27 protein-coding genes are annotated in these 24,002 nt (G+C 67.1%); 15 read left to right on the top strand and 12 right to left on the bottom strand.

The features are described 5' to 3' along the window. Positions 1 to 16: 16 nt before the first annotated feature. Positions 17 to 640, top strand: coding sequence for a WhiB family transcriptional regulator (locus ACIOU8_RS03160; protein ID WP_400785700.1), 624 nt, complete (start codon positions 17 to 19; stop codon positions 638 to 640). Between the two features lie 3 nt (positions 641 to 643). Here the strand turns inward: ACIOU8_RS03160 and ACIOU8_RS03155 are convergent, their stop codons facing one another. The 10 genes from ACIOU8_RS03155 to ACIOU8_RS03110 all read right to left on the bottom strand — a co-directional run bounded on the left by ACIOU8_RS03155 (position 644) and on the right by ACIOU8_RS03110 (position 9,922). After that, on the bottom strand, positions 644 to 1,354 hold the full coding sequence (locus ACIOU8_RS03155; RefSeq protein ID WP_400785698.1) for a hypothetical protein: 711 nt from the start codon (positions 1,352 to 1,354) through the stop codon (positions 644 to 646). Positions 1,355 to 1,383: 29 nt separating this feature from the next. Beyond that, positions 1,384 to 1,758 (bottom strand): hypothetical protein, encoded by a 375-nt coding sequence (locus ACIOU8_RS03150; RefSeq protein WP_400785696.1) that lies wholly within the window; start codon positions 1,756 to 1,758, stop codon positions 1,384 to 1,386. After that, complete coding sequence (locus ACIOU8_RS03145; RefSeq protein WP_400785694.1) at positions 1,758 to 4,655, bottom strand: phage tail tape measure protein; 2,898 nt, start codon at positions 4,653 to 4,655, stop codon at positions 1,758 to 1,760. The genes ACIOU8_RS03150 and ACIOU8_RS03145 overlap by 1 nt, the downstream gene beginning before the upstream one ends. A gap of 204 nt (positions 4,656 to 4,859) precedes the next feature. Continuing rightward, positions 4,860 to 5,654, bottom strand: coding sequence for a hypothetical protein (locus ACIOU8_RS03140; protein WP_400785692.1), 795 nt, complete (start codon positions 5,652 to 5,654; stop codon positions 4,860 to 4,862). Further along, complete coding sequence (locus ACIOU8_RS03135; RefSeq protein ID WP_400785690.1) at positions 5,651 to 5,842, bottom strand: hypothetical protein; 192 nt, start codon at positions 5,840 to 5,842, stop codon at positions 5,651 to 5,653. Before ACIOU8_RS03135 ends, ACIOU8_RS03140 begins: the two co-directional genes overlap by 4 nt. A 2-nt stretch (positions 5,843 to 5,844) precedes the next feature. Further along, the gene (locus ACIOU8_RS03130) at positions 5,845 to 6,171 is read right to left on the bottom strand and encodes a hypothetical protein (RefSeq protein WP_400785688.1); all 327 of its coding nucleotides are present in this window, start codon (positions 6,169 to 6,171) and stop codon (positions 5,845 to 5,847) included. A gap of 104 nt (positions 6,172 to 6,275) precedes the next feature. Further along, on the bottom strand, positions 6,276 to 6,614 hold the full coding sequence (locus ACIOU8_RS03125; RefSeq protein ID WP_400785686.1) for a hypothetical protein: 339 nt from the start codon (positions 6,612 to 6,614) through the stop codon (positions 6,276 to 6,278). Between the two features lie 919 nt (positions 6,615 to 7,533). After that, on the bottom strand, positions 7,534 to 7,806 hold the full coding sequence (locus tag ACIOU8_RS03120) for a helix-turn-helix domain-containing protein (RefSeq protein ID WP_400785684.1): 273 nt from the start codon (positions 7,804 to 7,806) through the stop codon (positions 7,534 to 7,536). A 251-nt stretch (positions 7,807 to 8,057) separates the two neighbouring features. Then, a complete protein-coding gene (locus ACIOU8_RS03115) occupies positions 8,058 to 8,453 on the bottom strand; it encodes a hypothetical protein (RefSeq protein WP_400785682.1) in 396 nt (131 codons plus the stop codon). Positions 8,454 to 8,542: 89 nt separating this feature from the next. Further along, positions 8,543 to 9,922 (bottom strand): recombinase family protein, encoded by a 1,380-nt coding sequence (locus ACIOU8_RS03110; protein ID WP_400785680.1) that lies wholly within the window; start codon positions 9,920 to 9,922, stop codon positions 8,543 to 8,545. Between the two features lie 41 nt (positions 9,923 to 9,963). On the opposite strand from ACIOU8_RS03110, the gene ACIOU8_RS03105 reads away from it, so the two are divergent. Genes ACIOU8_RS03105 through ACIOU8_RS03095 form a run of 3 tightly spaced genes read left to right on the top strand, consistent with a single transcriptional unit; the run spans position 9,964 to position 12,163 of the window. Then, positions 9,964 to 10,047, top strand: a complete 84-nt coding sequence (locus tag ACIOU8_RS03105) for a hypothetical protein (RefSeq protein WP_400786871.1) — start codon at positions 9,964 to 9,966, stop codon at positions 10,045 to 10,047. Then, positions 10,044 to 11,225: a DNA-processing protein DprA gene (dprA, locus tag ACIOU8_RS03100; protein ID WP_400785678.1), complete on the top strand. Its 1,182-nt coding sequence runs from the start codon at positions 10,044 to 10,046 to the stop codon at positions 11,223 to 11,225. The genes ACIOU8_RS03105 and dprA overlap by 4 nt, the downstream gene beginning before the upstream one ends. Before the next feature lie 35 nt (positions 11,226 to 11,260). Then, positions 11,261 to 12,163: a tyrosine-type recombinase/integrase gene (locus tag ACIOU8_RS03095; RefSeq protein WP_400785676.1), complete on the top strand. Its 903-nt coding sequence runs from the start codon at positions 11,261 to 11,263 to the stop codon at positions 12,161 to 12,163. A 19-nt stretch (positions 12,164 to 12,182) separates the two neighbouring features. Here ACIOU8_RS03095 and ACIOU8_RS03090 read toward each other — a convergent pair whose 3' ends face one another. Further along, positions 12,183 to 12,710 carry a M23 family metallopeptidase gene (locus ACIOU8_RS03090; RefSeq protein WP_400785674.1) on the bottom strand — a complete coding sequence of 176 codons (528 nt, stop codon included), beginning with the start codon at positions 12,708 to 12,710 and terminating at the stop codon, positions 12,183 to 12,185. A 305-nt stretch (positions 12,711 to 13,015) separates the two neighbouring features. Between ACIOU8_RS03090 and rpsB the strand changes: the two genes are divergently transcribed. The 9 genes from rpsB to ACIOU8_RS03045 all read left to right on the top strand — a co-directional run bounded on the left by rpsB (position 13,016) and on the right by ACIOU8_RS03045 (position 19,740). Continuing rightward, on the top strand, positions 13,016 to 13,969 hold the full coding sequence (gene rpsB, locus ACIOU8_RS03085; RefSeq protein ID WP_400785672.1) for a 30S ribosomal protein S2: 954 nt from the start codon (positions 13,016 to 13,018) through the stop codon (positions 13,967 to 13,969). A gap of 44 nt (positions 13,970 to 14,013) precedes the next feature. Next, positions 14,014 to 14,841 (top strand): translation elongation factor Ts, encoded by an 828-nt coding sequence (tsf, locus tag ACIOU8_RS03080; protein WP_400785670.1) that lies wholly within the window; start codon positions 14,014 to 14,016, stop codon positions 14,839 to 14,841. 90 nt (positions 14,842 to 14,931) lie between these two features. Continuing rightward, positions 14,932 to 15,648 (top strand): UMP kinase, encoded by a 717-nt coding sequence (gene pyrH / locus ACIOU8_RS03075; RefSeq protein WP_042536766.1) that lies wholly within the window; start codon positions 14,932 to 14,934, stop codon positions 15,646 to 15,648. Positions 15,649 to 15,714: 66 nt separating this feature from the next. Further along, complete coding sequence (gene frr, locus ACIOU8_RS03070) at positions 15,715 to 16,269, top strand: ribosome recycling factor (RefSeq protein ID WP_400785667.1); 555 nt, start codon at positions 15,715 to 15,717, stop codon at positions 16,267 to 16,269. A 5-nt stretch (positions 16,270 to 16,274) separates the two neighbouring features. Continuing rightward, entirely contained in the window at positions 16,275 to 17,414 is a 1,140-nt protein-coding gene (locus tag ACIOU8_RS03065) for a phosphatidate cytidylyltransferase (RefSeq protein ID WP_400785665.1), read from the top strand. Continuing rightward, positions 17,414 to 17,998 (top strand): DivIVA domain-containing protein, encoded by a 585-nt coding sequence (locus tag ACIOU8_RS03060; protein ID WP_400785663.1) that lies wholly within the window; start codon positions 17,414 to 17,416, stop codon positions 17,996 to 17,998. The genes ACIOU8_RS03065 and ACIOU8_RS03060 overlap by 1 nt, the downstream gene beginning before the upstream one ends. A gap of 66 nt (positions 17,999 to 18,064) precedes the next feature. Further along, positions 18,065 to 18,730: a transglycosylase SLT domain-containing protein gene (locus ACIOU8_RS03055; protein ID WP_400785661.1), complete on the top strand. Its 666-nt coding sequence runs from the start codon at positions 18,065 to 18,067 to the stop codon at positions 18,728 to 18,730. A 9-nt stretch (positions 18,731 to 18,739) separates the two neighbouring features. Next, a complete protein-coding gene (locus ACIOU8_RS03050; protein ID WP_400785659.1) occupies positions 18,740 to 19,027 on the top strand; it encodes a hypothetical protein in 288 nt (95 codons plus the stop codon). 2 nt (positions 19,028 to 19,029) lie between these two features. Continuing rightward, positions 19,030 to 19,740 (top strand): alpha/beta hydrolase, encoded by a 711-nt coding sequence (locus tag ACIOU8_RS03045; protein ID WP_400786869.1) that lies wholly within the window; start codon positions 19,030 to 19,032, stop codon positions 19,738 to 19,740. Here ACIOU8_RS03045 and ACIOU8_RS03040 read toward each other — a convergent pair. Beyond that, on the bottom strand, positions 19,737 to 20,798 hold the full coding sequence (locus tag ACIOU8_RS03040) for an AI-2E family transporter (RefSeq protein WP_400785657.1): 1,062 nt from the start codon (positions 20,796 to 20,798) through the stop codon (positions 19,737 to 19,739). The genes ACIOU8_RS03045 and ACIOU8_RS03040 overlap by 4 nt on opposite strands. A 180-nt stretch (positions 20,799 to 20,978) precedes the next feature. Here ACIOU8_RS03040 and ACIOU8_RS03035 point away from each other — a divergent pair, with 180 nt between their 5' ends. Together ACIOU8_RS03035 and ACIOU8_RS03030 are read left to right on the top strand one after the other, a co-directional pair. Beyond that, on the top strand, positions 20,979 to 22,988 hold the full coding sequence (locus ACIOU8_RS03035) for a glycosyl transferase (RefSeq protein ID WP_400785655.1): 2,010 nt from the start codon (positions 20,979 to 20,981) through the stop codon (positions 22,986 to 22,988). Beyond that, positions 22,985 to 23,914, top strand: coding sequence for a tetratricopeptide repeat protein (locus ACIOU8_RS03030; RefSeq protein ID WP_400785653.1), 930 nt, complete (start codon positions 22,985 to 22,987; stop codon positions 23,912 to 23,914). Before ACIOU8_RS03035 ends, ACIOU8_RS03030 begins: the two co-directional genes overlap by 4 nt. The last annotated feature ends 88 nt before the right edge of the window (positions 23,915 to 24,002 follow it).

The following is a 24,002-nucleotide window of genomic DNA, read 5'->3' as shown; positions in this document are numbered from 1 at the left end:
TGTCAGTCTCGCGGTCATGGTCGAGGAACAGTGGTTGACGTACAAGCAGGCTGCGGCCCGAGTGAGGTCGTCTGAGCGGACGGTACGCCATTGGGGAAGTGACGGCATGGTGATGGGCTGGCAGACCATCGAGGGCCAGCGCACGCGGGTAGTACGCGAGGACGTGCTGCTCGCCTGGTGGCGCGACGCCATGGACAACAACCCTGCGCACCAGCACCGGGTGCGGAAGCGCCTCGAGGCCGCCGGCATGCCCTACGTGGCGCCCGTACGCGCGCCCAAGCGGGTGCCGGTACAGAAACCTGAGCGGGACCTCGTCGACGAGGAAACCGCCGATCCCTGGCCCGCGCCCGCGCCGTTCCACGAGCCGCTCGACCACATGAAGCCCTTGGCAGGCCGCGACGAGTACGTGCAGCTGATGAAGGCTACTCGGCACGCTCCCACCCGCTGCCGCGGCGTCGACGCGTTCACTGCTGACCGCCTCGCCGCCGACGAGGAGCAACGGCTCGCCGCGATCTGCGCCGTGTGCCCGGTGCTCGAGCAGTGCCGAGCGTTCGCGATCGCGCAGCGGCCTACGGTTGGATTCTGGGCGGGGATGACGTGGCGGGAGCTCGCCGCGGTGGCGTCGGCCGCCGCCGCGTGAGACTCACCGTCGGAGCGGGTCCGAACGACCGAACTCCCAGATCTGCCAGCCCAAGCTCTTCCCGAGCTCGCCGAAGCATCCCTGCACGCCGAGCCGGTGCATCACGAACCACCAGACGTTGAGCTCGTCGGCGATCGCCGCGCTCACTCTGACGAGGAACCGCTCGAACTCTTCCGGCGTCCCTCCCGGGTAGCCGCCAAGCGATGCGACGGCTTCTCGCTCGAGCGTTCGCCAGTAGTCGGCCGGGGGGTCGAACTTGCCGCGGCTGTCGGTCGCGAGTACGTCGAGGTAGTGGAACCGGCCGGAGCGGCCATACCTGGAGAGTGTGGCGAACAGTAATGGCAGCATCGTGCTCTCGCGGATACGCGCGATCAGCGTCGCGACATAGCCGGTCGCGACGGCCGCCGGCTGATTCGCTTCCGCCGTGGCGAACAGCTTCTCCACCAGGCCCTCAGTGTCGTGGCCCCATGCCTTCATGGTGTCTTTCGTGGGCCAGGCGCCGTTCGCCTCGACCTCAGCGGATCCGAGCATGATCTTGGCGAGCTTCTCCACACCGATGCTTCCAAGGGTGAAGATCGCGTCATGATGAATAGTCGGCTCCCTCAGATCACCGATCGCGGCGACAGCGTCGCGCATGAGGTTCTGCACGGACTGAGCCTCGGCTATGAGCGCGAAGCTCTGCTGCATCGAGAGAGCGGGATGGATCGGTGGCATGCCGCGAGACTAGCGGCTTCACGTCCTGCTCAAGTAAGGCGACCGCCGATGAGCGTTCCGACGAGCTCAACAAGAACGTCGCGGCGCAGCGAGCGATCCCACTGCGCCCAAACCTGCACGAGCGCGTCCACAGTCAGTTGGTCACGGTTCGCGGCCGCAGTGACCATGCGCCCGCGCAGCACGCTCGCCTGCGATGCTTCCGGGTGGTACTCGAGCCGGTAGAACTCTGAGCCGTCGCGCAGCGTGTCGGCAGCGGCATCGACGACCATCAACATCACGTGCTGCTCGCGCTTTCGCGCCCGCCACGAGTTACGGAGCACCCACCTGAGCGCCTGATCCACCGTCGTGACATCCATGAGTTGCATGAACTCCTGGCGAACGAGGGGCGTGATGTCAACGTTCATCACACGTCGAGGATCTGCGCGGCTTCCCACGCATCGGACTTAGCGTCCTTCGACACGGGGTTGACGAACGAGACGTTCGGTCGACCGAGCGCGGCTTGCAGGGACTGGACGTCGCCACGAAGCGCGCGAAGCTCGCTCACAAGGCCCAAGGGTTCGATGTCTCGCCCAGATGCGACGGGCGCAGCGACCGAGCTTGCCCGAGTGTCCCGGACGGCCCATGTATCGTCGGAGGGCGCAGCGACCGGGCCACCGTCGGCGAGGTGCAGAGCACCGTCGAGGATGGCGCGCCGCAGCCGATAGACGCCTCCGTGACCGCCCATCGCCTGTACTTCCTGTGCGGTGAGCATGTGCTCACCGTTGGAGGCCATGACAGGCACCAGGTCTTCGCGGGGGCCACCGGGCCCGGTGATCGGCCCACCGCTGGCGCGCTCCAGCACGGTGCCGACACCGACAGGCGCTGCGGTCCCTCTGCCGAAGTCGTACTGCGCGAGGATCTGCACCGAGCGCGGACGCGTGAGCTGCTGCAGCTGGGTCTCGACAGTCTGCACTCCGGTTGCGACGATCGCGAAGGAACCGTCCGGCAACTGAATGACCTTCTGGGTCAGGTTGTCGACGATCGCCGCCTCAGCTGCCGCGTTCGATGAGTACGTCGTGATCGCTTGTTCCGGCGTCCGGAGAACCGTATCGATCAGCGCTTGCGCCTGCTCCTGCGTCAGCCCCATCGCGGTCAGCTGCGCGAGGAGCGCATCGCGGGTGGCGTAGTAGCGACCCTGCAGATTGTCCTGAGACTCCCCCGCGGCGATCGCCGCGTCGTACTCGACGAGCAGCGCCGCGGCCGATGCATCCAGCTGCGCCTTCAGCTCACCGCTCGCGCGAACGGAACCGTCCTGCGCGACCGCGAAGTTGCTGATCAGCGTGGCACCATCGGCGGCCGCGATACCAACTTTCGATACAGCGTCGGCTGTCTGCAGTGCTGCGTCGTTCACATAGCCGAGTGCCACAAGCGGGTCCGTGAAATCGTTGAACTGACCGCGCATCTCCTCGAGCTTCGTGACCGCCGCATCCGTCGTCGATTCGAACCCGCGCATGCCTTCGGCAAGATCGTCGAGCTCTTTCGGCCGCCCCTCGGCTCCGTTGAAGAAGTCGACGATGCCCGCGACACCCTCGACCATCTCGGCGAGCGGACCGGACACGAAGCTCCCGAAAGACTCCGTCGCGGAGATACCGAAGTCGATCGCGCCGTTCACGAGGTCCTGGAAGAACTGCAGGATCGGTCCCCGGTTCTGGGATACCCAGTCGGCGAAATCACCGAGCGGCTCGGCGAATACGCTGGCGAGCGCGCCCTTGATGCCGTCGGCCGCGACCTCGATGTTGCGCTGCGCCTGCTCGATCTTCGATGCATCGTTGGATGCGAGTGTGTCGAACATCTTCTGCGCGGCACCCTGAACCTGGCCGAGCTGCTGCACGGCGGTGTCCAAGTCCATCGCGAAGAGCGAATCGCCGAGGTCTTCCGCCTGCGATCCGAACAGCGCCATCGCGGCGCGGGTCCGGTCGACGCCGGGCTCCATCTCGCTGAGGCGATTGAGCGTCTCGGCCAGCGTCTCACGAGCGGTTGCCCCGCCCGCGGCGACCTTGTTCATCGAATCTTCGACACTCATGCCCAGAATCTCAAAGCCGAGTGTCGCGTTCGGAAGGTCCTCTGACGCGCGGATCTGGAACTCTTTCAGCGCATCCGCGGCGAGGTCGCTGTTGCGCGCGCCAGCCTGCATGCCCTGGTTGATCAGGCCGAGGGCATCCTCACCGGAAAGACCGAGGCGCTTGAACAGCGCCGGGTATTCGGTGAGCGTGTCGAGCAGGTCCTCGTTCCGGTTCAGTCCGTTGCGCGCGCCAGCCGCGATCAGGTCGTACGCGGCCTGGGCGTTCTTCGCCAGGCCGGTGCTGAGCAGCTGGGTGACGGCCTGAGCGGTGGGGCGGACGTCTGCCTCGAGAACGTCAGCGATTCCCGCGAGGCCCTGGACGACCAGCTGCGCGTCGCGCGTGGTGGCCGACGGGTCGAGGATGCGGAACTGCAGCGCGAGACGCGCGGTGTCCATGTTCGATTCGATGGAGTCGCCGAAGTTGTTCGCGTAGGCCTCGCCGGCTGCGCGGCTCAGACGGAGAGCGTCGGCCTCGCTGATACCGGTGAGACCCTGCAGGCGGTCGGTGTTCTTCTCGACGGCCAACCCGTCCTCGATCGCCCCAGTGATGGCCTTGCCGATCGCGACGCCGGCGATGATGATTCCTCCCGCGACGGGGATCGCGGTCAGCGCGTCGATGAGCGTGTCTTCGATGTCGCCACCGACGACGTCGCCGACCTTCTGCCCGGCGCCGCGGGTTGCGGCGTCCAGTCCTTCGGTGAGAGAGCGGCCGCCGGCGTCACCTGCTTCGGCGGTGCGCTGCTTGAACATCGAGAGGAACCGCTTGAGGTTGCCCTCTGCCTTCTGCTCCTCGACCTCAACCTCGACGTCGACGACGTTGCGGGCGCGCTTGAGCGCGTCCAGCTGGCGCTCAAATCGCTGGATGGATGACTCGGCGCGCTTCACGTCGGCAGTGACGTCGATGCCGCCCTCGGCGCGAATGTGCAGATCCTCGAGCCTGTCGATCGCGCGGCCGAGGTTCTTCTCGGCACGGGACACGTCCGCGTCGAGCTTCAGCACGGCGCGCTCGGAAACGAGCTTCTTCGCCGCACCTTCGACGCGGTCCATGCTGCCGAGCACACCCTTGGTGTCGGCGTCGATCTTCAGCGGCTTCGACTCGATCTTCTTGCCGATCGCGACGATCTGCTTCTCGGCCTTCTCCACCTTCTCGGTGTTCGCCGTGAACAGGACCTCGAGGTCAGCGACTGTCAGCTTTGCCATCGGAGTCCTTCCGCAGTGCGGCTCTTCAGAGCGCGGCCGCATGTCATCTGGTGTGAGTGAGGGGCCGACCCCGCCCAGCGTCGGCCCCGTCGGTGTGTCTCAAGCGCCCCGCGTTCGATGCGAGGTGTGGCAGATCCTGAGACGTCGCACGCGCAGGCCCCAACCGGAAAGGACGGCGGGCGGGCAGCGCGCGCGAGAGTCATGTCAACTCGGGTACGAGGGCAAGGGCCCGAAGAACGGATCCTCCGGGAAGATCAGCTCCGCATCCGGTTCGACGGTCGGTGCGATCGGCCGTGCTCGCCGGTTCTGGATCTTGGTGTGCACGTCGCTGATACCGTTCAGGCGCAACCCGCCGGCGACTAGGGCGAACCAGTCGAGGTGCGACTGGGTCTTGCCCTCGAGGTAGTACTTACCGCCCTGCCCCCAGTTGTCGCCGGCGGCGAACAGCACGGAGAAGTCCTTGCTGAGCCCGCCCGTCGGCTCGAGCCCGAACGCCGTAGACATGAGGATGCGGAATGTCGCGATGGGCTGCACTGCGAACCACGATTTCTTCGCCGCGCGGAACGCGGCGATCATGCCGTCATCCTGGTCGATCACGGCGTCAGACGTCGTGTCGTAGGAGATCCCGAACCGCTGCGCGGCGTCGACGAGCGGCGCGATCGCCTCGTCGAACCGCGGCTGCAGCTCGATGATGATCGCCTCGAGCAGCGGCACCGTGTCCCTGATGACCTCGCGGCGCAGCGCTTCGTGCACGGCGCGCACTCCCGGCGCCATGCCCCGGTTCGAGCCGATGCCGTCGCGGTCGTGGAGGCGGATCGAGATGTCGGTGACGCGGTCGCGGAGCTCGTCGTCGGTGAGGTCGAGCACACGGCCGGCCGGCGTCGCGGCGTGTGCGTCGGCGACGTCGACCAGGTGCAGGCCGCGGGCGATGGGCTCGGGGACCGCGATGCCGAAGGCGTTGCAGCGTTCCGCGAATGCGCGGATTAGGTGCCAGTTCATGCGTTGTCCTCCACAGTCTCGATCGAACGCTGCTCGAGCAGGTGCTCCACGACGGTCGGGCGGGTGCTCGCCGGGAGGTAGCCGTTGCGGTAGACGTACTTCTGGCCGCCGCCGACGAGATCGACGACGACGCATGGCGCGAGCACTCGATACTTGGCCTGTCCGTGCAGGTAGGTGTTGATCGCCATGGTCAGGCCTTCCCGGGCGCGGCCCAGCCGGCCTTTGCGGCGAGCGCGTTGACGGCGGCCTGGGCGGGGGCGGCGGGGCGCGGAGTCTCGGTGGCGGGGGCGGCCCAGCCGGCACGGGCGGCGAGGGACGCCGGCGCCTGTGCGCGAGTGGCGCTCTGCGCGTCGAACGCGGCGAGCACCTGCTGGGGCTCTGCGGATGCTGCGACGCCTAGGCGGTCGGAGACCGCGTTGATGAATCGGACGGCGGCGGAGTGCTTGCGGTCCAGTTCGTCAGCGGAGGGGAGGCTCGCGCGCGGGTTGCGGCGAAGCGGGTTGTATGGACGGGTCATGGTTGCTCCCAAAAGTGGAGGCGTTCACGCGCGGCCCCAGCCCGTCCGCGTGTTCTCCAACCAGGAGACTTCTGACCGTCGAAGCGAGCGACCTGCACGGCCGATCACGCTCCCGTCGAGAACCACGATAGCGCGCCTCGTCCCCGCGGGCGGGGAGTGTCGCTCGGCGGCGCGGCGAGATACGGCCGCGCCGCGAGAAGCTGCTCGAGCTGCGCCCACACGTCGGCCCAGATCAGCGCGCCGTCGTCCCCGTACAGGCGACCGACGTCGACGAATCGAGCGAAGTCCGCGGGATCGGCGAGCACATCGCGGAGCACTATGCCGAGCAGCATTCGGTTCTGCTCGTCGACGGCCGATCGCAACCGCGTGAGGTCCGCTTCGGCTGCCTGAGCGCGGCGGCGTAGGCCCGCGGCGATCTTCGCGTGGTTCCGAGTGTCCGTCATGACGCACTTTCTCGCATGCGCGCGCGATGGGGGGCCCGGAATGGGCCAGGGAGAGAGGACCACTCCCCGGGGCTGTGGTCCGCCCCCATCGTCAATGCCGGATTTTTCGAGGGGGGCGGGGTGTCGGCAGGGCGCAGTTTGGGTGGTTTGGAGGTCAGGCGTGCCCTGCGCGCGTATAGCCCGGCAACATGCTTACTAGTCATAGAGCTGTGACGATTGAGATAACTGCGCCCTACTGCGCCCTGTGAGGTGTGCATCCCCGGAATATCAGGGGAGTCGGAGGGTCCGGATGCTGTCATCAACTGCGCCCTAACTGCGCCCTGTGTTCCGAACTGCGCCCTGCTGCTTGGGTGGACAGGGCGGGGTTTCAGGGCGCAGTTTGCGGAGCTCGGGGGCGCGGTTTGCGGGGAGCTGGTGCTGAGTGTTCCCTGCGCGCGTATAACCAGGTCCCTTAGTTGCTTAGTCAAAGAGCTGTGCCAATTGGGAAAACTGCGCCCCACTGCGCCCCCAAGGGTGTTTCTCCGCGTGATCCTGCGGGTAGAGCGGGGCGGGGTGGGCGTTTTGAACTGCGCCCCAACTGCGCCCCGGGTGTGTAAACCGCGCCCCGCTGGTGCGCTGGCGGGGCGCAGTTTGGGGGCGGGGTTCGTGGCGTACGGGTGCGGAGTTTGCACGGATCCACAGTTCAGCGTTCCCTGCGCGCGTATAGCTAGGTCTCCTAGTTGCTTAATCAAAGAGCTGTGCCAACTGGAAAAACTGAGCACCACTGCGCACCCAGGTTGGTTCTGCCGCATGATTTCGGGGTAGAAGTGGGTGCGCGGTCGCGTTTTTGAACTGCGCCACGACTCCGCACCCGAGCGAAACTGCGCACCCGGGCTGGTGATCGCGGTGCGCGGTTCGGGTGCGTAGTTCCTTGCACCGTTCATGCGGCGCCGCCGCGGAGGATTGCGGCGATCTTGTCGCGCTGTTCGGGTGTGAGCGGGGGAGCGTCGGCAACGATGGCGGCGACGTGGGCGGCGATCGGGTCGGTGTCGGGCTCGAGGCTGTCCATGTCGACGCGGTAAATCTTGCCGAGCTGCACGGCGCGGATCTTGCCTGCGGCGATCTGCCGGCGGATGGTGCGGGGGTCGACACGCAGTTGAGCGGCCGCCTCGGGGACGGTACCCCATGTGGTGGTGGTGATGGTGGTAGGCAACGGAAGCTCCAGGAACGATCGGTTGATCGTTCGCGGCTTCCGTGGGAGCTGGTCGGGTCAGATTCCTGCCGAGCCCACGCGATTGCGAACGGGTGCCGATTCCTGGCTTGCCTGCTACTGACTGAGGTTCGAATGTCGCTTCCGGTCTGACTCCGGTTCAGCGCTCCTCAACGGGTACAGCTTAACGCCCGGTGACGCATTTGCAAGTACCTCACAGGTGGCGTCACCGGGCGTTTCTATCGGTGGTGTGCTCAGGCGGCCCGCTCGTGGCGGCTCTCGTACTCGATGTCGATCATCATCTCCAGCTCGAGCTGCACGAGCGGATCTTCGATCCGTGTTCCGAGGTAGATAGTGAACAGCCAGAAGCGACCCGCGCGGTTCCAGACTCGATTCGTCGCGCGCGCCAGTTCGCATCTGCGGAACACTCGACGAATGTCTCGCAGCTCGTGCGCGAGCTCTGCGCGGTCAGCGGCGGTTGCGCCGCGCAGCGGGCGGATCACGAACTCTCGTCGCGACGGGGTGCGTGACACACGGTGGTGCACGCGCAGCGGCTCGCCGGCGAGGCCCTCGTCGTAGTACACGTCGACCGGGAGCACATCGCCGACGCGAACCGTGTAATCGGCGTAAGGGGCGCTAGATTTGACCATGATCGAGTCCTCCTGTGACTTGATCTCAGGCCCTCGTCGAGCTGCTACTCGGCGGGGGCCACCTTCATCCCGGCGGGCGCCGGGAAGCTTCAACGGGCCCAGTCGATACCGACCGTCTCTGGCCGGAACGTCCTCGTTCCGCGGCCTGGAGGGTGCAGCGTGACCGTCATGAGCGTTGCGATGATCGCGCGGCGTCGCTCGAGCGTCAGCGACGCCCATGCAGCGGCGACGTCTGGCGCGCCGACGACGTCGCCGAGTACGTCTACGCGCCCCGCGTCGGCGAGCCGCGTTTCGAGCTCGTTCAGACGGTTGCGCAGCCGCTCTGTCGCCGCGCGCAGTTGCGACGCCGTCAGAGCGCCGTCTGCGAAGTCCACGGCGAGCGCGTCGAGGCGTGCACGGACGCCAACTGCTTCAAGGCGCATGTCTTCCGTGTCGAGGCCAGGGGAGCGCTGGAGCAGCTCGCGAGCGTCGTCTCGAGCGAGGCGCGCGAGGATGACCGTGGTCACATACTCCTCGACGGGCTCCGCGCGTCGGGCGAAGTGGCCGCTGCTCGCCGAGCATCGATATGCGCGGACGCCTTGGCGAGCGTTTCCGCCAGCGTGGGCCGTCGCGCCGCATACGCCACAGAGGGCAATGCCGGTGAGCAGATGTGTCGGTGCGCGACCCGCAGACCGCCGGGCCGGATTCTGCAGCACCGCCTGTACGGCTTCGAAGGTGGCCGCGTCGATCAGCGCCGGCCACTTAGCGGGTGCGGATAGCGTCTCGCCCTTGTAGCGCACTCGACCGGCGTAGCGCGGGTTCATCAGGACGGCCCGGACGGCGTCGGCGCGCCATGGCGAAGGTTCGCCCGCATGGCCGGATCGGGCCTGACGGGCCTGTCCAGTCACGAAGCCCTGCTGGTTCCATCTGCGCGCGATCGCCGCGAGCGACGTTCCCAGCAGAAGGTCTCGAAAACCTTCACGCACGGCATCAGCCTCGGGCTCGCGAACCGTGATGCCGTCGGCCTCGAAGCCGAACGGCCGACGCCCGCCGACCCATTGTCCGCTGCGGGCCCGCGATTCGTTCGCTCGGATCTGGCGCTCTGACTTTCTGCGGACCTCGAACCTCGCCATGGCGGTCAGCACGGAGGCTTGCATCTCGCCTGACGCGCTCGTGAGGTCGAGTTCACCTTCGAGGGTGGTGACGGCCACACCGGTCTCGATCAGGGCTGAGAGGTCGGTCTGGGTGCGCAGCAGTCGGTCGAGGTTGACTGCCACGGCAACGTCGATCACGCCGTCGGACGCGTCGGCGAGCATCTGCGCCCACCCCGTCGATCGCCCCCGCGCCTTCGATGCGGACGTGTCGTTATCCCGGTACTCCCGGACGACGTCCCACCCGCGAGCATGAACCATCGCGGCGCACCGGTCTCGCTGACGCTCGATGCCCTCGGCGACGTCCAGGGATTGCCGAAGATAGATTCCTGCTCTCATGTCAGTAATGCTAAAGCACCGTCCACCGGCTGGCATGGACCATGGCCGATCTCGCCGGAGCCGACAGGCCGGGACGCGACGAGGTGGGCCAGGCGCTGTTTCTGAAGAGGGGATACGCATCATGATCGATTCGCTCGCCGGTGACGCCGGGGTCCAGGAGTCGCTCGAGCAGGTCAGGCCCTCCGGAGATGTGGAGGAGGCCCTCGCTCGGGTGTCGTGGTCGGTCTTCACCGAGCCGGGCGACGGCGTGGCTGGGACGCTCATCGGAGAGCTCGGTGCTTCGGACGCGCTCCGGTTCGCATTGGGCACCGGGAAAGCGTCGGGCTCAGAGGTCAGCAGCCGGGCACTCGCCGAGGGACGTGCTCGGTGGAAGACCCGAGCCGACGCGCGCAGCGTGGCCGATGCGCTGCGCGGCGCCGGGGACGTCGGAGCCCGCCTTCTGCTTCCGGGGGACGCGCACTGGCCGACTTCTCTCGACGACCTCGGAGTGCACGCGCCCGCCGTGCTCTGGGTGCGCGGAGACCCGGGACTCCTGAGCGCGGCGCCCAGAGTCGCGATCGTCGGTGCCCGCGCCGCAAGCGGATACGGCGAGATGCTTGCGGGCGACTTCGCCGGTGAGTTGGCAACGGGCGGCGCGGTCGTCGTGTCCGGGGGAGCGTACGGCATCGACGGTGCAGCTCACCGTGCCGCCCTGGGCGTGGGCGGAAGGACGATCGCGTTCCTCGCCGGTGGGGTCGATCGGGCGTACCCCCAGGGTCATCTGCAGCTTCTTCGACGAATCGTCGAGACCGGCGCCGTGGTGAGCGAGGTCCCGTGCGGCACCGCGCCGACGAAGTGGCGATTCCTGTCGCGCAACAGACTCATCGCTGCGGTGAGCGACGCGACCGTGATCGTGGAGGCAGGATGGCGAAGCGGATCGCTGAACACCGCTGGCCACGCAGCTGCACTGGGGCGACCGCTCGGCGCGGTGCCCGGGCCGGTGACCTCCGCATCGTCGGCCGGCTGCCATCGGCTCCTGCGCGAGTACGACGCACGATGCGTCACCACGAGTGCTGAGATACGCGAGCTCTGGGGCGACGTGCCGCCGGGGTCGCCGACCGGTCGAGGGACGGATCCCGACGTGTCTCGTGTGCTCGACGCCATGAGCGGTCGCGCTGCGCGAGCCGTTCTCGAGTTGTCGCGAAGGTCGGGGCTCGCACCCGAGCGAGTCGGTGCGGTACTCGGGCTGCTCGAGCTCGAGGGCGTGGTCCGGCGCGTCGATGGGGGATGGCAGAGGGGACGGGGAGGCGAGCGGCGCGGCTGACGCGGCAGCGATCCGCGCTCCTGCACACTTGGTCCATGGAGTTCGCGGCAGCCGCACATGCCTTCACCGACCACCTTGCTCGGGTGCGTCGTCTTTCTCCCGCCACCGTGCGCGCCTATCGATCAGACCTTCGGGACCTTGCGGAGACCGTCGGTGAACTCGAGCTCGACCAGGTCGCCCTGGAGACGCTCCGAGACTGGCTCTGGCGGGCGACTCAGCGGGGGGACGCGCGGACGACGCTCGCACGGCGAGCGGCGGCGGCCCGATCGTTCTTCAGCTGGGCGCAGGAACAGCAGCTCGTCGATCACGATCCGAGCCTGCGCCTGGTCGCTCCCAAGCGGGGGCGAACCCTCCCCACCATCGCCTCGCAGGACGCCATGACGACCCTGCTCGACGCGCAACGCCGAGCCGCTTCCGCCGGTGACCCGATCGCGCTCCGAGATCACGCGATCCTCGAACTGCTGTACGGTGCCGGCATTCGGGTCTCCGAGCTGTGCGGACTCGATGTCGACGACCTCGACCTCGACCGGGGCACTGCACGAGTGATGGGGAAGGGGGCGAAGGAGAGAGTGGTGCCCTACGGGGTTCCGGCCCGCGAAGCCGCAGGCTCCTACCTGTCACGAGGGCGGCCCTCCCTCGCCGCGCGCACAGCCCGCTCGTCTCCTGCACTCTTCCTCGGCAGTCGGGGCGCGCGGATCGGACCGCGCACGGTGTACTCACTCGTCGCGGAGGTGCTCGCGCCGTTCGTCGGTGCAGACACCGTCGGCCCGCATGCGCTCAGGCACACGGCTGCGACGCATCTCCTGGACGGTGGAGCAGACCTGCGCGCGGTCCAGGAGATCCTGGGGCATGCCAGTCTCGGCACGACCCAGATCTATACCCACGTCTCCACTGAGCGTCTCACTGCGACGTATCGTCTCGCGCACCCCCGCGCGTGACGCGCTGACGCGACGCGCGTCACAGCGCGTCGCAGCAGGGGAGCAGCACCGCTCGCGGCACCGGACCGAAGAGCAGCATCGGGTTGATGTACGCTCCGTCCAGCCGAACTCCCAGATGCAGTGCGCCGTGCATCGAGTGACCGCCGACCGCGACCGTGCCGATCTCGTCACCGGCCGAGACGGTGTCACCGGGGGCGAGCGTGGAGGACACCGGCTCGAACGTCGACACATAGCCGCCGGGGTGCGCGATCGTGATCAGAGGCCTGTCGACGACGACGCCTCGGAACGCGATCGTCCCATCGGCCGGAGATCGGACGATCACTCCTTCAGCAGTCGAGAGGTCGATGCCTCGATGGCCGGCCCCGAACTCGTGTGCCGGGGCGCGATACGGCGATGCGACCGCTCGGGGCGCATCGAGCGGCCATCGCCAGAGCGGATGTGCCTCATCGACTGATGACGACGCTCTCGCGCTCGTCGACGTGGGTGGTAAGAGAGCGATGACGATCAGCAGGAGGAGGGCGATCGTCGCGCGTGTGCGGGTGCTCATGAGGCAATGCTCATCGCCGCGCGCGAATGGCGCTCCGCTGGACCGACGCCTACGCGGATCGTGTGCGGAAAGCCCGAAACGGGCACGATGTGCAGGGGGAGTGAGGCCCGCGCATCCTGTATGCTGAGGGAGCACCTCGATCTCGGGGTGACTACGCGTGCCCACAGCGACTTCAGTCGTGGCATCCATTCCCACAGGTCCTGATTCCATTCAGGCGGGAGTGCGCCGGGCACCAGGAAGATCGATCGTCCGATCGACTTGACAACCTCAACGGCGCAGACCCGCGCCAGAACAAGGAGACGACCATGGCTGTGGTCACCATCCGCCAGCTGCTCGACAGCGGCGTGCACTTCGGACACCAGACGCGTCGGTGGAACCCGAAGGTCAAGCGCTTCATCCTCACCGAGCGCAGCGGCATCCACATCATCGACCTGCAGCAGTCGCTCGGGTACATCGACAAGGCCTACGACTTCGTCAAGGAGACGGTCGCGCACGGCGGCACGATCCTCTTCGTCGGAACCAAGAAGCAGGCGCAGGAGATCCTCGCCGAGCAGGCGACCCGCGTGGGCCAGCCCTACGTCAACCAGCGCTGGCTCGGTGGACTCCTCACGAACTTCCAGACGATCGCGAAGCGTCTCGCTCGCATGAAGGAGCTCGAGGAGCTCGACTACGAGAACCCGTCCGCTTCGGGCTTCACGAAGAAGGAACTCCTTCTCAAGAAGCGCGAGCTCGACAAGCTGCACAAGTCGCTCGGCGGAATCCGCAACCTCACCAAGACGCCGTCCGCCCTCTGGGTCGTCGACGCCAAGCGTGAGCACCTCGCCATCGACGAGGCGAAGAAGCTCGGCATCCCGGTGATCGGCATCCTCGACACCAACGCCGACCCCGACGACTTCCAGTACCCGATCCCCGGCAACGACGACGCGATCCGCTCGGTCTCGCTGCTCACCCGCATCATCGCGGACGCAGCGGCAGAGGGCCTTCAGCAGAAGCACAACCCCGAGACGGGCGACGCTGAGCCGCTCGCCGACTGGGAGAAGGAGCTTCTCGAGACCCCCGCTGACGCTCCGGCCGCTGACGCAGCTGCCGACGCTCCGGCCGCTGACGCAGCTGCCGACGCTCCGGCCGCTGACGCTGCTGCTGAGGCTCCGGCCGAGGACGCAGCCGCTGAGGCTCCGGCCGCTGAGGCTCCGGCTGAGGCCGACGAGGCTCCCGCAGCAGAGGCCACCGAGGCCCCCGCTGAGGCAGACGCCAAGTAATTCCGCGACCACCACACACATCACGAAGCAAGGAGCCACCACACATGGCCAACTTCACCATCGCCGATCTCAAGGCGCTCCGTGAGCAGCTCGGCACGGGAATGGTCGACACCAAGAAGGCGCTCGAGGAGGCTGACGGCAACGTCGAGAAGGCCACCGAGATCCTGCGCCTCAAGGGTGCCAAGGGCAACGCGAAGCGCGCTGACCGCTCCACGAGCGAGGGCCTCGTCGTCGCTCGCGAGCAGGACGGCGCAGTGACGCTGATCGAGCTCGCCTGCGAGACGGACTTCGTCGCCAAGAACGAGCGCTTCATCGCGCTGGCCGACAAGGTCGCCGACGCTGTCGCAGCCGTCAAGGCCGATTCGGTCGACGCTGCTCTCGCCGCCCAGGCGGGCGACAAGAGCGTCGAGCAGGTCATCTCGGAAGAGGCCGCGATCATCGGCGAGAAGGTCGAGCTGCGCCGCGTGCGCACGATCTCCGGCGACAAGGTCGAGGTCTACCTGCACCGCACGAGCAAGGATCTGCCTCCGCAGATCGGCGTCGTCGTCGCCTACACGGGTGATGACGCCGAGACCGCTCGCAGCATCGCGCAGCACATCTCGTTCGCCAACCCGTCGTACCTCTCCCGCGAGGACGTTCCGTCCGACGCTGTGGAGAAGGAACGTCAGATCGTGACCGAGATCTCTCGCAACGAGGGCAAGCCGGAGGCGGCGCTGCCCAAGATCGTCGAGGGTCGCGTCTCCGCGTTCATCAAGCAGGTCGCCCTGCTCGAGCAGGACTACGCGAAGGACAGCAAGCAGTCAGTCGCCCAGGTGGCGAAGGACGCCGGTATCACCGTGACGGACTTCGCGCGCTTCAAGGTCGGCGCGTAACACCGTCGAAGGGGTTCGGATCAACGCGATCCGAACCCCTTCTTCATGCCCAGAAGGCACTATCTTGAATCGGGACGAGAGGATCACCCCATGACCGAACGCACAGGACGCCGTCGCGTCCTTCTGAAGCTCTCCGGTGAGGCGTTCGGCGCCGGCCAGCTCGGCGTCAACCCCGACATCGTCAGTCAGATCGCGCGCGACATCGCTGCGGCGGTCGACCGGGTCGAGGTCGCCATCGTCGTGGGTGGTGGCAACTTCTTCCGCGGAGCCGAGCTCAGCCAGCGAGGAATGGACCGCGGACGAGCCGACTACATGGGAATGCTCGGCACTGTCATGAACGCCCTCGCTCTGCAGGACTTCCTCGAGCAGGCGGGTGCGCCCACACGCGTGCAATCGGCCATCTCGATGACGCAGGTCGCGGAGCCGTACATTCCGCTGCGCGCCGAGCGGCACATGGAGAAGGGCCGTGTCGTCATCTTCGGTGCAGGTGCCGGCCTGCCCTACTTCTCCACTGACACGGTCGCGGCACAGCGCGCCCTCGAGATCGGCGCACAGGAAGTCCTCGTGGCCAAGAACGGCGTGGACGCGATCTACACCGCTGACCCCAACAAGCACGCCGATGCGGAGCGGATCGAGCGAGTCACGTACCGCGATGCACTCCAGCGCGGACTCAAGGTGGTCGATTCCACCGCATTCAGTCTCTGCATGGACAACAACATGGATATGCGCGTGTTCGGCATGGAGCCTGCCGGCAACGTGACGCGCGCGCTTCTGGGAGAGCCGATCGGCACTCTCGTCACCGCCTGAGCGCCTGACGGTGCTCACGGGCCACGCCCGATAGAATTTCAGAACACCCCGACGATAGGAGTCACCGTGATCGCGGATGTCCTCGCTGAAACCACCTCCCGTATGGCACGAGCGGTCGAGGCCGCCAAGGAGGACTTCTCCACGGTGCGCACCGGTCGCGCCAACCCGCAGCTGTTCCAGAAGGTGCTCGTCGACTACTACGGCACGCCCACGCCGCTCGCTCAGCTCGCGTCGCTCGCGAACCAGGAGGCGCGTACGCTCATCATCACGCCGTACGACAAGACAGCTCTGAAGGGTATCGAGCAGGCGATTCGGGACATGCCGAACCTCGGTGCCAATCCCACGAACGACGGCAATCTCGTTCGGGTGACCATGCCGGAGCTCACGGCTGAGCGTCGCAAGGAGTATGTCAAGCTCGTCAAGACCAAGGCCGAAGACGCCAAGGTGCACGTGCGCGGGATCCGTCGCAAGGCGAAGGACGAACTCGACGGCCTCAAGAGCGAACTCGGCGAAGACGAGATCGCCCGTGGAGAGAAGGAACTCGACGCCCTCACGCGCCAGCACGTCGACCTCATCGACGACGCACTCAAGCGCAAAGAGGCTGAACTCCTCGAGGTATAGGCGGCATGTCCGACGAACCCCAGGACGACGGCGCCGACAAGCCGCAGACGCGCCGCGCGGCGCGCGACTCGTCGCCGTCGACCGGCGCCATCCCGCCGGTCGACGGGGCCATTGCGGCGTTCGACGCGACGAGCATTCCGCCGCGTCCTCCTCTCCCCGCCGACGAGCCCGCGAGGACGGAGTCCCCTCTGGACACGGCTGAGCACAACGCGATCAGAGAGCAGTGGCGGGCAAAGCGTGACGAGTTCGGCACGCATGTCACACATGCTCGTGGTCAGCTCGACCAGGCGAACGAGCGCATCAAGGAGCGCACAGGGCGCGATCTGATCCTCGCGACTCTGATCGGTCTCGCATTCGGCGCTGTGCTGCTCGCTTCGCTGCTGTTCATCAAAGTCCTCTTCGTGCCGTTCGCTCTCTCTGCGGCGTTGCTCGGGGTCTACGAGCTCTCACTGGCGTTGCGTGCATCGGGGCGACGTATCGACGTGGTCCCGCAGTTCATTGCCGCGACTCTGCTCGTGCTGTCCGCGTTCTTCCTCGACCTGTGGTTCGTCTGGGTCATGCTGTTCTTCGCCGTCGCGTTCGTGATCGTCTGGCGACTGGTCGCCCAGATGATCGCCAAGGACGGCAGAACCTACGGCGATGTGCTCACCGATGCGGTCATCGGCGGGTTCGTCCAGATCTATGTGCCGTTCCTGGCGGCCGTCGCGCTGATCCTGCTCAAGCAGGAGGGTGGCCAGTGGTGGGTGCTGAGCTTCATCGCGATCGCCGTGGTGGCCGACACTGGTGCGTACGCTGCCGGGCTCGCTTTCGGGCGGCACCCCATGGCACCGAAGATCAGTCCCAAGAAGACCTGGGAGGGATTCGGCGGAGCCGTGGCGGGGTCGATCACGGCCGGTGTGCTCCTCGCGATCTTCCTGCTCGACGTGCCATGGTGGATCGGCGTGATCTTCGGCATCGCGATCCTCCTGTCCGCGACGCTCGGGGATCTCGGCGAATCCATGCTCAAGCGTGATCTCGGGATCAAGGACATGAGCTCCTGGCTCCCCGGGCACGGCGGGCTCCTCGACCGACTCGACAGCATCCTGCCGTCGACGGTGCCTGCGCTGTGCCTGTATTTCCTCTTCTCCTCCTGGGTGGTGCTGTGATGCTCTCCGATGACGTGCAGACAGCGGAAGCCGCGGTGCAGCCGCGGCCCGCGTTCTCGGTGACCACGGGGCGGGTTCGCGGCTATCACCGCGCCGCCGTCGACACCTTCCTCGCGGCCGCGAGAGCGGCCTTCGAAGGAGACGTAGACGACCTCACCGCAGCCGACGTTCGTGTGGCTTCTTTCCCCCTCGTCAAGAACGGCTATGTCGTGGCCGAGGTCGACGCGGCGCTTGGACGAGTGGAAGATGCGCTGGCGGCTCGCGCGCGTGACAGGGTGGTCCGTTCGCAGGGCGCGGGGGCATGGGTCGAGCAGGCCCGTGATGAGGCCCAGGTGATCCTCGATCACCTCGCGCGTCCGAAGCGACAGCGTTTCGCACGCACGGGTGTTCTCACGTTCGGCTACCGGATCGACGAGGTCGACCATGTCGGCACCCGCATCGCTCGGTATCTGCGGGACGGCGAGCCGCTGACGGCCGAGCAGCTGCGCTCGGCCGCGTTCCGCATGCAGCGCGGGGGGTATCGAGAAGAGCAGGTCGATGCACTGCTCGATGCGACGGTCGACGTGATCCTGGCTGTTCGCTGAGCGTTCCGATAGCCGACTCGTACCTCACCGGGTAGACTGCCACTCATCGTGAACTCCCGAAACGCCATGACACCTCATCGAAACGACGTCACGCCTGTGCCCGCATCGGCGACTCGTTCGGCGCGCAACGGCAGTCGCCGCCGGGGCGTCGCGGGATTCTTCAGCGGCCTCGCGGTCGTCGGCTTCGCTGCGGCCATGGTGGCGCCGACCGGCGTCGCACTCGCCCAGCAGCCTGAAGCGGTCGGCCCGGAGTCGGCATACTCGGCGGCGCTCAGCGAGACGCAGAACCTTACTGTCTCGGCGGACGGAGCCGCGATCGCCCCCGTTCAGCGAGGGACGTTCTCGGTCTACGTCACGCCCAAGCCGACACCGACACCGACACCGACGACTGCCTCGTCCGGTTCCTCAGGATCGTCCAACCCTGGCCCCAGTGGCCCTCTGTTCTACACAGGCGGGGGAGCCCCGGCCGAATGGATGGCGGCAGCAGGCATCCCGGAGTCCGATTGGGGCTACGTCGACTACATCGTCTCCCGCGAGAGCGGGTGGAACCCCAACGCGACGAACAAGTCGTCGGGTGCATGCGGTCTCGTTCAGGCGCTGCCCTGCAGCAAGGTTCCCGGCAACGGCTACGATCCGGTCGACAACCTCCGCTGGGCCTCGGGATATGCCACGGGCCGATACGGCAGCTGGGCCGGCGCTCACGCTTTCTGGACGAACAACCACTGGTGGTGAGCCGGCGTCATGGCTCGCTCTCGCAGACGCCGTCCGGCGCGCCCTGACACCGACGACTCGCTTGACCGCCTCCTGGCGTCATGGAAGCGCACAGAGATGCGTCGCGGCTCCGAGTGGACAGTGCAGCCGGTGTCGGCTGTACAGGCTCTGAAGGAGTACACCTGCCCTGGGTGCGGGCGCAGCGTCGCACCGGGAACCGCGCACCTCGTCGTCTGGCGCGCAGACGGGGTTCTCGGCGACGCTGCGGATCTCGCCGCCCGACGGCACTGGCACACACACTGTTGGAGGATTGCATGACCATGGAGATCCGCGGCCCGATCGAGCTGCCGGCGCGACGCGAGGACATCGTGCTGGTGACCGCTGATGAGCTGACGCTCGTCGGAGAGCTGGCCATGCCCGAGTCATCCGTACCTGCAGCCACCCTGGTCACGCTGCATCCGCTTCCTACGGCCGGCGGGTTCATGGACTCGCACATCATCCGCAAAGCCGCCGCGCGGCTGCCTGCGCTGGCTGATCTTGCAGTGCTGCGATTCAACACCAGGGGCACCACCTCGCCGCGCGGGACCAGCGATGGGGCGTTCGACGGCGGAGCGGCAGAGCAGTTCGACGTCGCAGCGGCGATGGAGTTCGTGCGCGAGCGGGGCCTTCCGCGCCCATGGCTCCTCGGCTGGTCGTTCGGCACCGAACTCGCCCTGAAGTATGGGCGGGAGCACGACGTCGAGGGGATCATCCTCCTGTCTCCGCCGCTCCACCGGGCGACGGACGCCGAGGTCGCGGCCTGGGCCGGTTCCGACGTCGAGGTGGTCGTGCTCGTCCCTGAGCTCGACGACTACCTTCGCCCGGCCGAAGCCCGCGAACGCTTCGCTGCGATCCCTCACGCGAAGCTGATCGCCGTCGAGGGCGGCAAGCACCTCTGGGTGGGGGAGAGCCAGACCAGGCGCGTCCTCACCGAGATCGTCGCCGCAGTGAACCCGGCGGCTCTCCCGCTGCCGACCGAATGGACTGACTAGAGCTCGTTCATCCGGGGGATCAGCACCTGTCGGTAGAGGATCAGGATGCTGGCGGCCACGGGGATCGCGATCAGCGCGCCGAGCAGGCCCAGCAGGCTGCCGCCTGCGAGCGCCGCGACGACCACGACCGCGCCAGGAACAGACACAGCGCGGCTCATGATCCTCGGAGAGATGATGTACGCCTCGATCTGCATGTAGATGAGGTAGTAGATGGCCGCGGCGATCGCTGTCGCCGGCGAGCCGAGTCCGGGGATGAGGCATACGAGGACGATGATCGTCGACCCCGTGAGTGTGCCGACGAGGGGAATCAGCGAGAAGAAGAAGGCCACGACGGCGAGGACGGCAGGGAAAGGCGCATCGATGATCGTGAGGAAGATCATGCTCAGGATGCCGTTGATGGCTCCCTGGGTGACCTGACCCATGACGTAGTAGCCGACCGAATCGGTGATCTGCTCGGCCAGGTCGATGAATCGTTCGCGCTTCGACGCAGGGGCGAGCTGATACACAGCGCGCTTGAGCGATGGCGTGGAGGCGGTGAGGTAAATGGTGAGGATGAGGATGATGAACGCGCCGAAGAGGCCGCTCACGACGGCACCGCCGGCCGCGAGGACGCTCTGGCCGATCGACCCGCCGATCTGGGCGAGGTTCGTCTCGAGCCAGTTCGAGACATAGGCGAAGACATCGTCGACCTTGAGATTGGGGAATGTGTCGACCATCCACTGACGCAGGTCGGCGAGGAACGTGCCTCGCTGGACGATGACAGTGATCTCGGCGATGAGTTGCGAGATCTGATTGACGAGCACCGGGATGACGATCAGGATGATGCCCGCGAACAACCCGAGAACGGCGAGGATCGTGATGAGCACGGCGAGCCAGCGGGGGAGCCGCCTGCGCTCGAGGAAGGAGACGAGCGGGTCGAGGCCCAGGCTGAGGAAGAGCGCTGTTCCTATGTAGAGAAGCACCGTCGAGAGGTTCTCCACGCTGCCGATCAGCAGGATGCCCAACCCCACGCCGAGTGTCGCGACGAGAGCAGTACGGAACGGGTTGTGGATCTTCATCGCTGCTCCTCGGAATGCGGGACCATGCAAGAGTATCCACCCCACACGGACTGGCCGCGACGACGTGCCGCACACGACCTGGGAGTGCCCCTCGTGGGCAATACACAGCTGATTTCGCTAGTCTGAAATGTCGAGTGTTGCGACTCGGGCGTGCGTCCGGGCCGTGTGAGGAGACTATTCGTGCGTTTCGTATGGGCCGTCGTGGCCTTCGTGCTGGCTGCGGGACTGATCGCTGCGGGCATCGCGCAGCGAACCATCTTCATGGGTCCATCGACCCAGGAGGTCTCAGTCGCCGTGGAAGAACCTGCCCCCTTCGTGCTGCTGGACGGCGACGTTCTGCGTGAGCACCCGGGGTCTCAGACCCTGCTCGTGCGGGGAGAAGGTGACATCTTCGCGGCGTATGTTCGGACGGCCGATATGCAAGCGTGGCTGGCAGACTCCTCGTACAACCACGTGACGGCCGGAGACGACGGCGAGCTCGACACTGAGCTGGTTCCTGCCGGATCCACGGCCGACGGCGACGACGCCACGGAGAGCCCGGCGCCTACCGAGAGCCCCGCCCCCGTGGAGACCCCGGTCCCGTCCGAGACGCCGGCCGAGGACGGCTCAGCCGCAGAGGCCGGCCGCAATCCGGCAGGTTCCGATCTCTGGCTGGATTCGTTCACCGAGACCGACGCCCTCATCGTCGACAAGATGCAGCTCCCGGAAGGGGTCAGCCTGATCATCGCGTATGACGGCACCGCAGACGCTCCCGATGACATCGTGATCTCCTGGCCACTCGACACTTCGACGCCGCTTGCGGGTCCGCTGATGGCGGCAGGCGCCGCGATGCTTCTCGTGGGACTCGTGCTCTATGTCCTCGGGATCCGTCATCAGCGCCGCGGTCGAGGACCGCGGCGCAAGGGGCCTGGCCCCCTGCCCGCGACGGAGCCGATCGATGTGGCTCAGCTGCCGCCTTCTGAGCGCGCAGCGATCGAGGACTCCGCCGCCGGTGCACCCGACGATTCGGCGCCGTCCGCTGAAGGCGCGAAGACGTCGGTAACAGGCCACGAAGGCTCGGATGATGCGGCCGGCGCGAACAGCCCCGACCATGATCGGAAGACGGAGAGGCGTGCGACGACCCCGGGCCGCCGACGCCTGCTCGCATTGCCGGCGCTGGCGGTGACCGCGCTGCTCGCCACCGGTTGCTCGCCCGATTCCTGGCCGCAGTTCGGCGAAGGGACGCCGTCGCCGTCGCCCAGCGCGACGGTGATCGCCCCGGACAACCAGAAGCCACCCGCGGTCACCGAGTCGCAGGCGAGGCGAATCCTGCAGGACGTGTCGACAACGCTCGCGGACGCAGACGCCTCGATGGACATCGCTCTGGCCGGAACCCGTCTCGATGGTCCCGCGCTGACGGCTCGGACGACCGAGTACGCGCTGCGGACCGCTGTACCGGAGACCCCGGTGCCTGCCGCGATCCCGACCGATGATGTCGAGGTCGTGCTGCCCGAGGCCACCGACCGCTGGCCGCGCACGGTATTGCTGCTCTCGAAGAGCGCCGGGGACGACACTGTGCCGCCGGTGATCCTCACCATGACTCAGCAGGACCCGTGGTCGAACTACAAGGTGACGAACATGGCCGAGATGTCGGCGGACGCCGCCTTCCCCGAAGTGGCCGCACCCTGGCTCGGCACCTCACTCGTGCCGGACGACTCCGCATTCCTCAGCCTCCCGCCGAGTGAGCTCGCTGAGACGTTCGCAGATATCGTCGACACGGGAGAGACGAGCGCGTCCTACGGGCTCTTCGACGAGATCTCTCAGAATCTCGCCCAGTCGATTCGAGACAGCCGTCAGGCCGTGGTCCAGAACCTCGCGGACAACGGCGCGGCCGATACCTCGCAGACTGCGTTCGACATGATCCCCGCGGACTCCGCACCGGTGTCGATGGCCACGCTGGACAGTGGCGCGATCGTGGCTGTCTCCCTCGTCGACACGGAGTCGGTGACGCCGACCTCGGCGGATGCCGTGATCCGCTTCGGCGACAACGCGCAGGCCAAGGCGCTGACGGGCGTGACCGAGTCCGCCAAGGGCGTGACGACCAAATACGAGTTCCAGCTGTTCTTCTCCGTTCCTGCGCAGGGCTCGACGGAGCAGATCCGACTTCTGGCTGTCCGACAGGACCTTCTCTCCGTCGAGGTGATCAAATGACCGATATCTCTCCCGCCGCGCTCCGAGGAGCCGTCGACCTCTCCTCTCTGCGAAACCGCCCGGCAACACCGGCTGCGGCAGCGCAGAGCCCCGCTGCCGGGGCCGCTGACATCGTGGTCGATGCGACCGACGAGTCCTTCGGCCAGATCCTCGAACTCTCGCGCACGGTGCCGGTGGTCGTCGATCTCTGGGCGGAGTGGTGCGGTCCGTGCAAGCAGCTGAGCCCGATCATCGAGAAGGTGGCGCGTGAGCTCGGCGGCAAGGTACTCCTCGCCAAGGTCGACGTCGATGCCAACCCGCAGCTGGCCCAGGGCTTTCGCGCGCAGTCGATCCCGATGGTCGTCGCGCTCATCGCCGGCCAGCCCGTCCCGATGTTCACGGGCGCGGTTCCTGAACAGCAGGTCAGGGAGGTCTTCGCGCAGTTGCTCCAGCTCGCGGCCCAGAACGGTGTGACCGGCACGTTGAACGTCGGCGAGCCGCCCGAGGAGCAGGCCACGCCGGAGGAACCGCCGATGCCACCGCTGCACGCTGAGGCCTTCGCAGCCATCGAGGCAGGCGACTATGCCGCGGCGATCGTGGCGTATGAGAAGGCTCTCGCAGAGAATCCTCGAGACGAGGACGCGATAGCCGGTCTGGGGCAGGTGCGCCTCCTCGACCGCGTCCAGAAGCTCGACCTGCACGACGCGCGTGCTGCGGCTGCGTCTGGGCCCCGAGACGTCCAGGCACAGTTCGATGTCGCCGATCTCGACATCGCCGGCGGCCACGTCGACGATGCGTTCGGAAGATTGCTCGACCTGTTCGCCCAGCTGTCGTCGGACGAGCGGACACCGGTTCGCGAGCGACTGATCGAGCTGTTCGGCCTGATCGGCGCCGCGGATCCTCGCGTCATCACCGCCCGCAACAGGCTTTCCTCGCTGCTCTTCTGACGCGGAGCTACGGCCGACCAGCCCTGTAAGGGCGGTCAGTCGTAGCCGGTCAGTCGTAGCCGGTCAGTCGTAGCCGGTCAGTCGCGAC

Origin of the sequence: Microbacterium sp. NPDC087589, assembly GCF_044743635.1 — a bacterium.
In the GTDB taxonomy this organism is placed as follows: domain Bacteria; phylum Actinomycetota; class Actinomycetes; order Actinomycetales; family Microbacteriaceae; genus Microbacterium.
The sequence above is the reverse complement of the archived record's forward strand: the minus strand, read 5'-3'. Positions and strand labels throughout refer to the sequence as shown.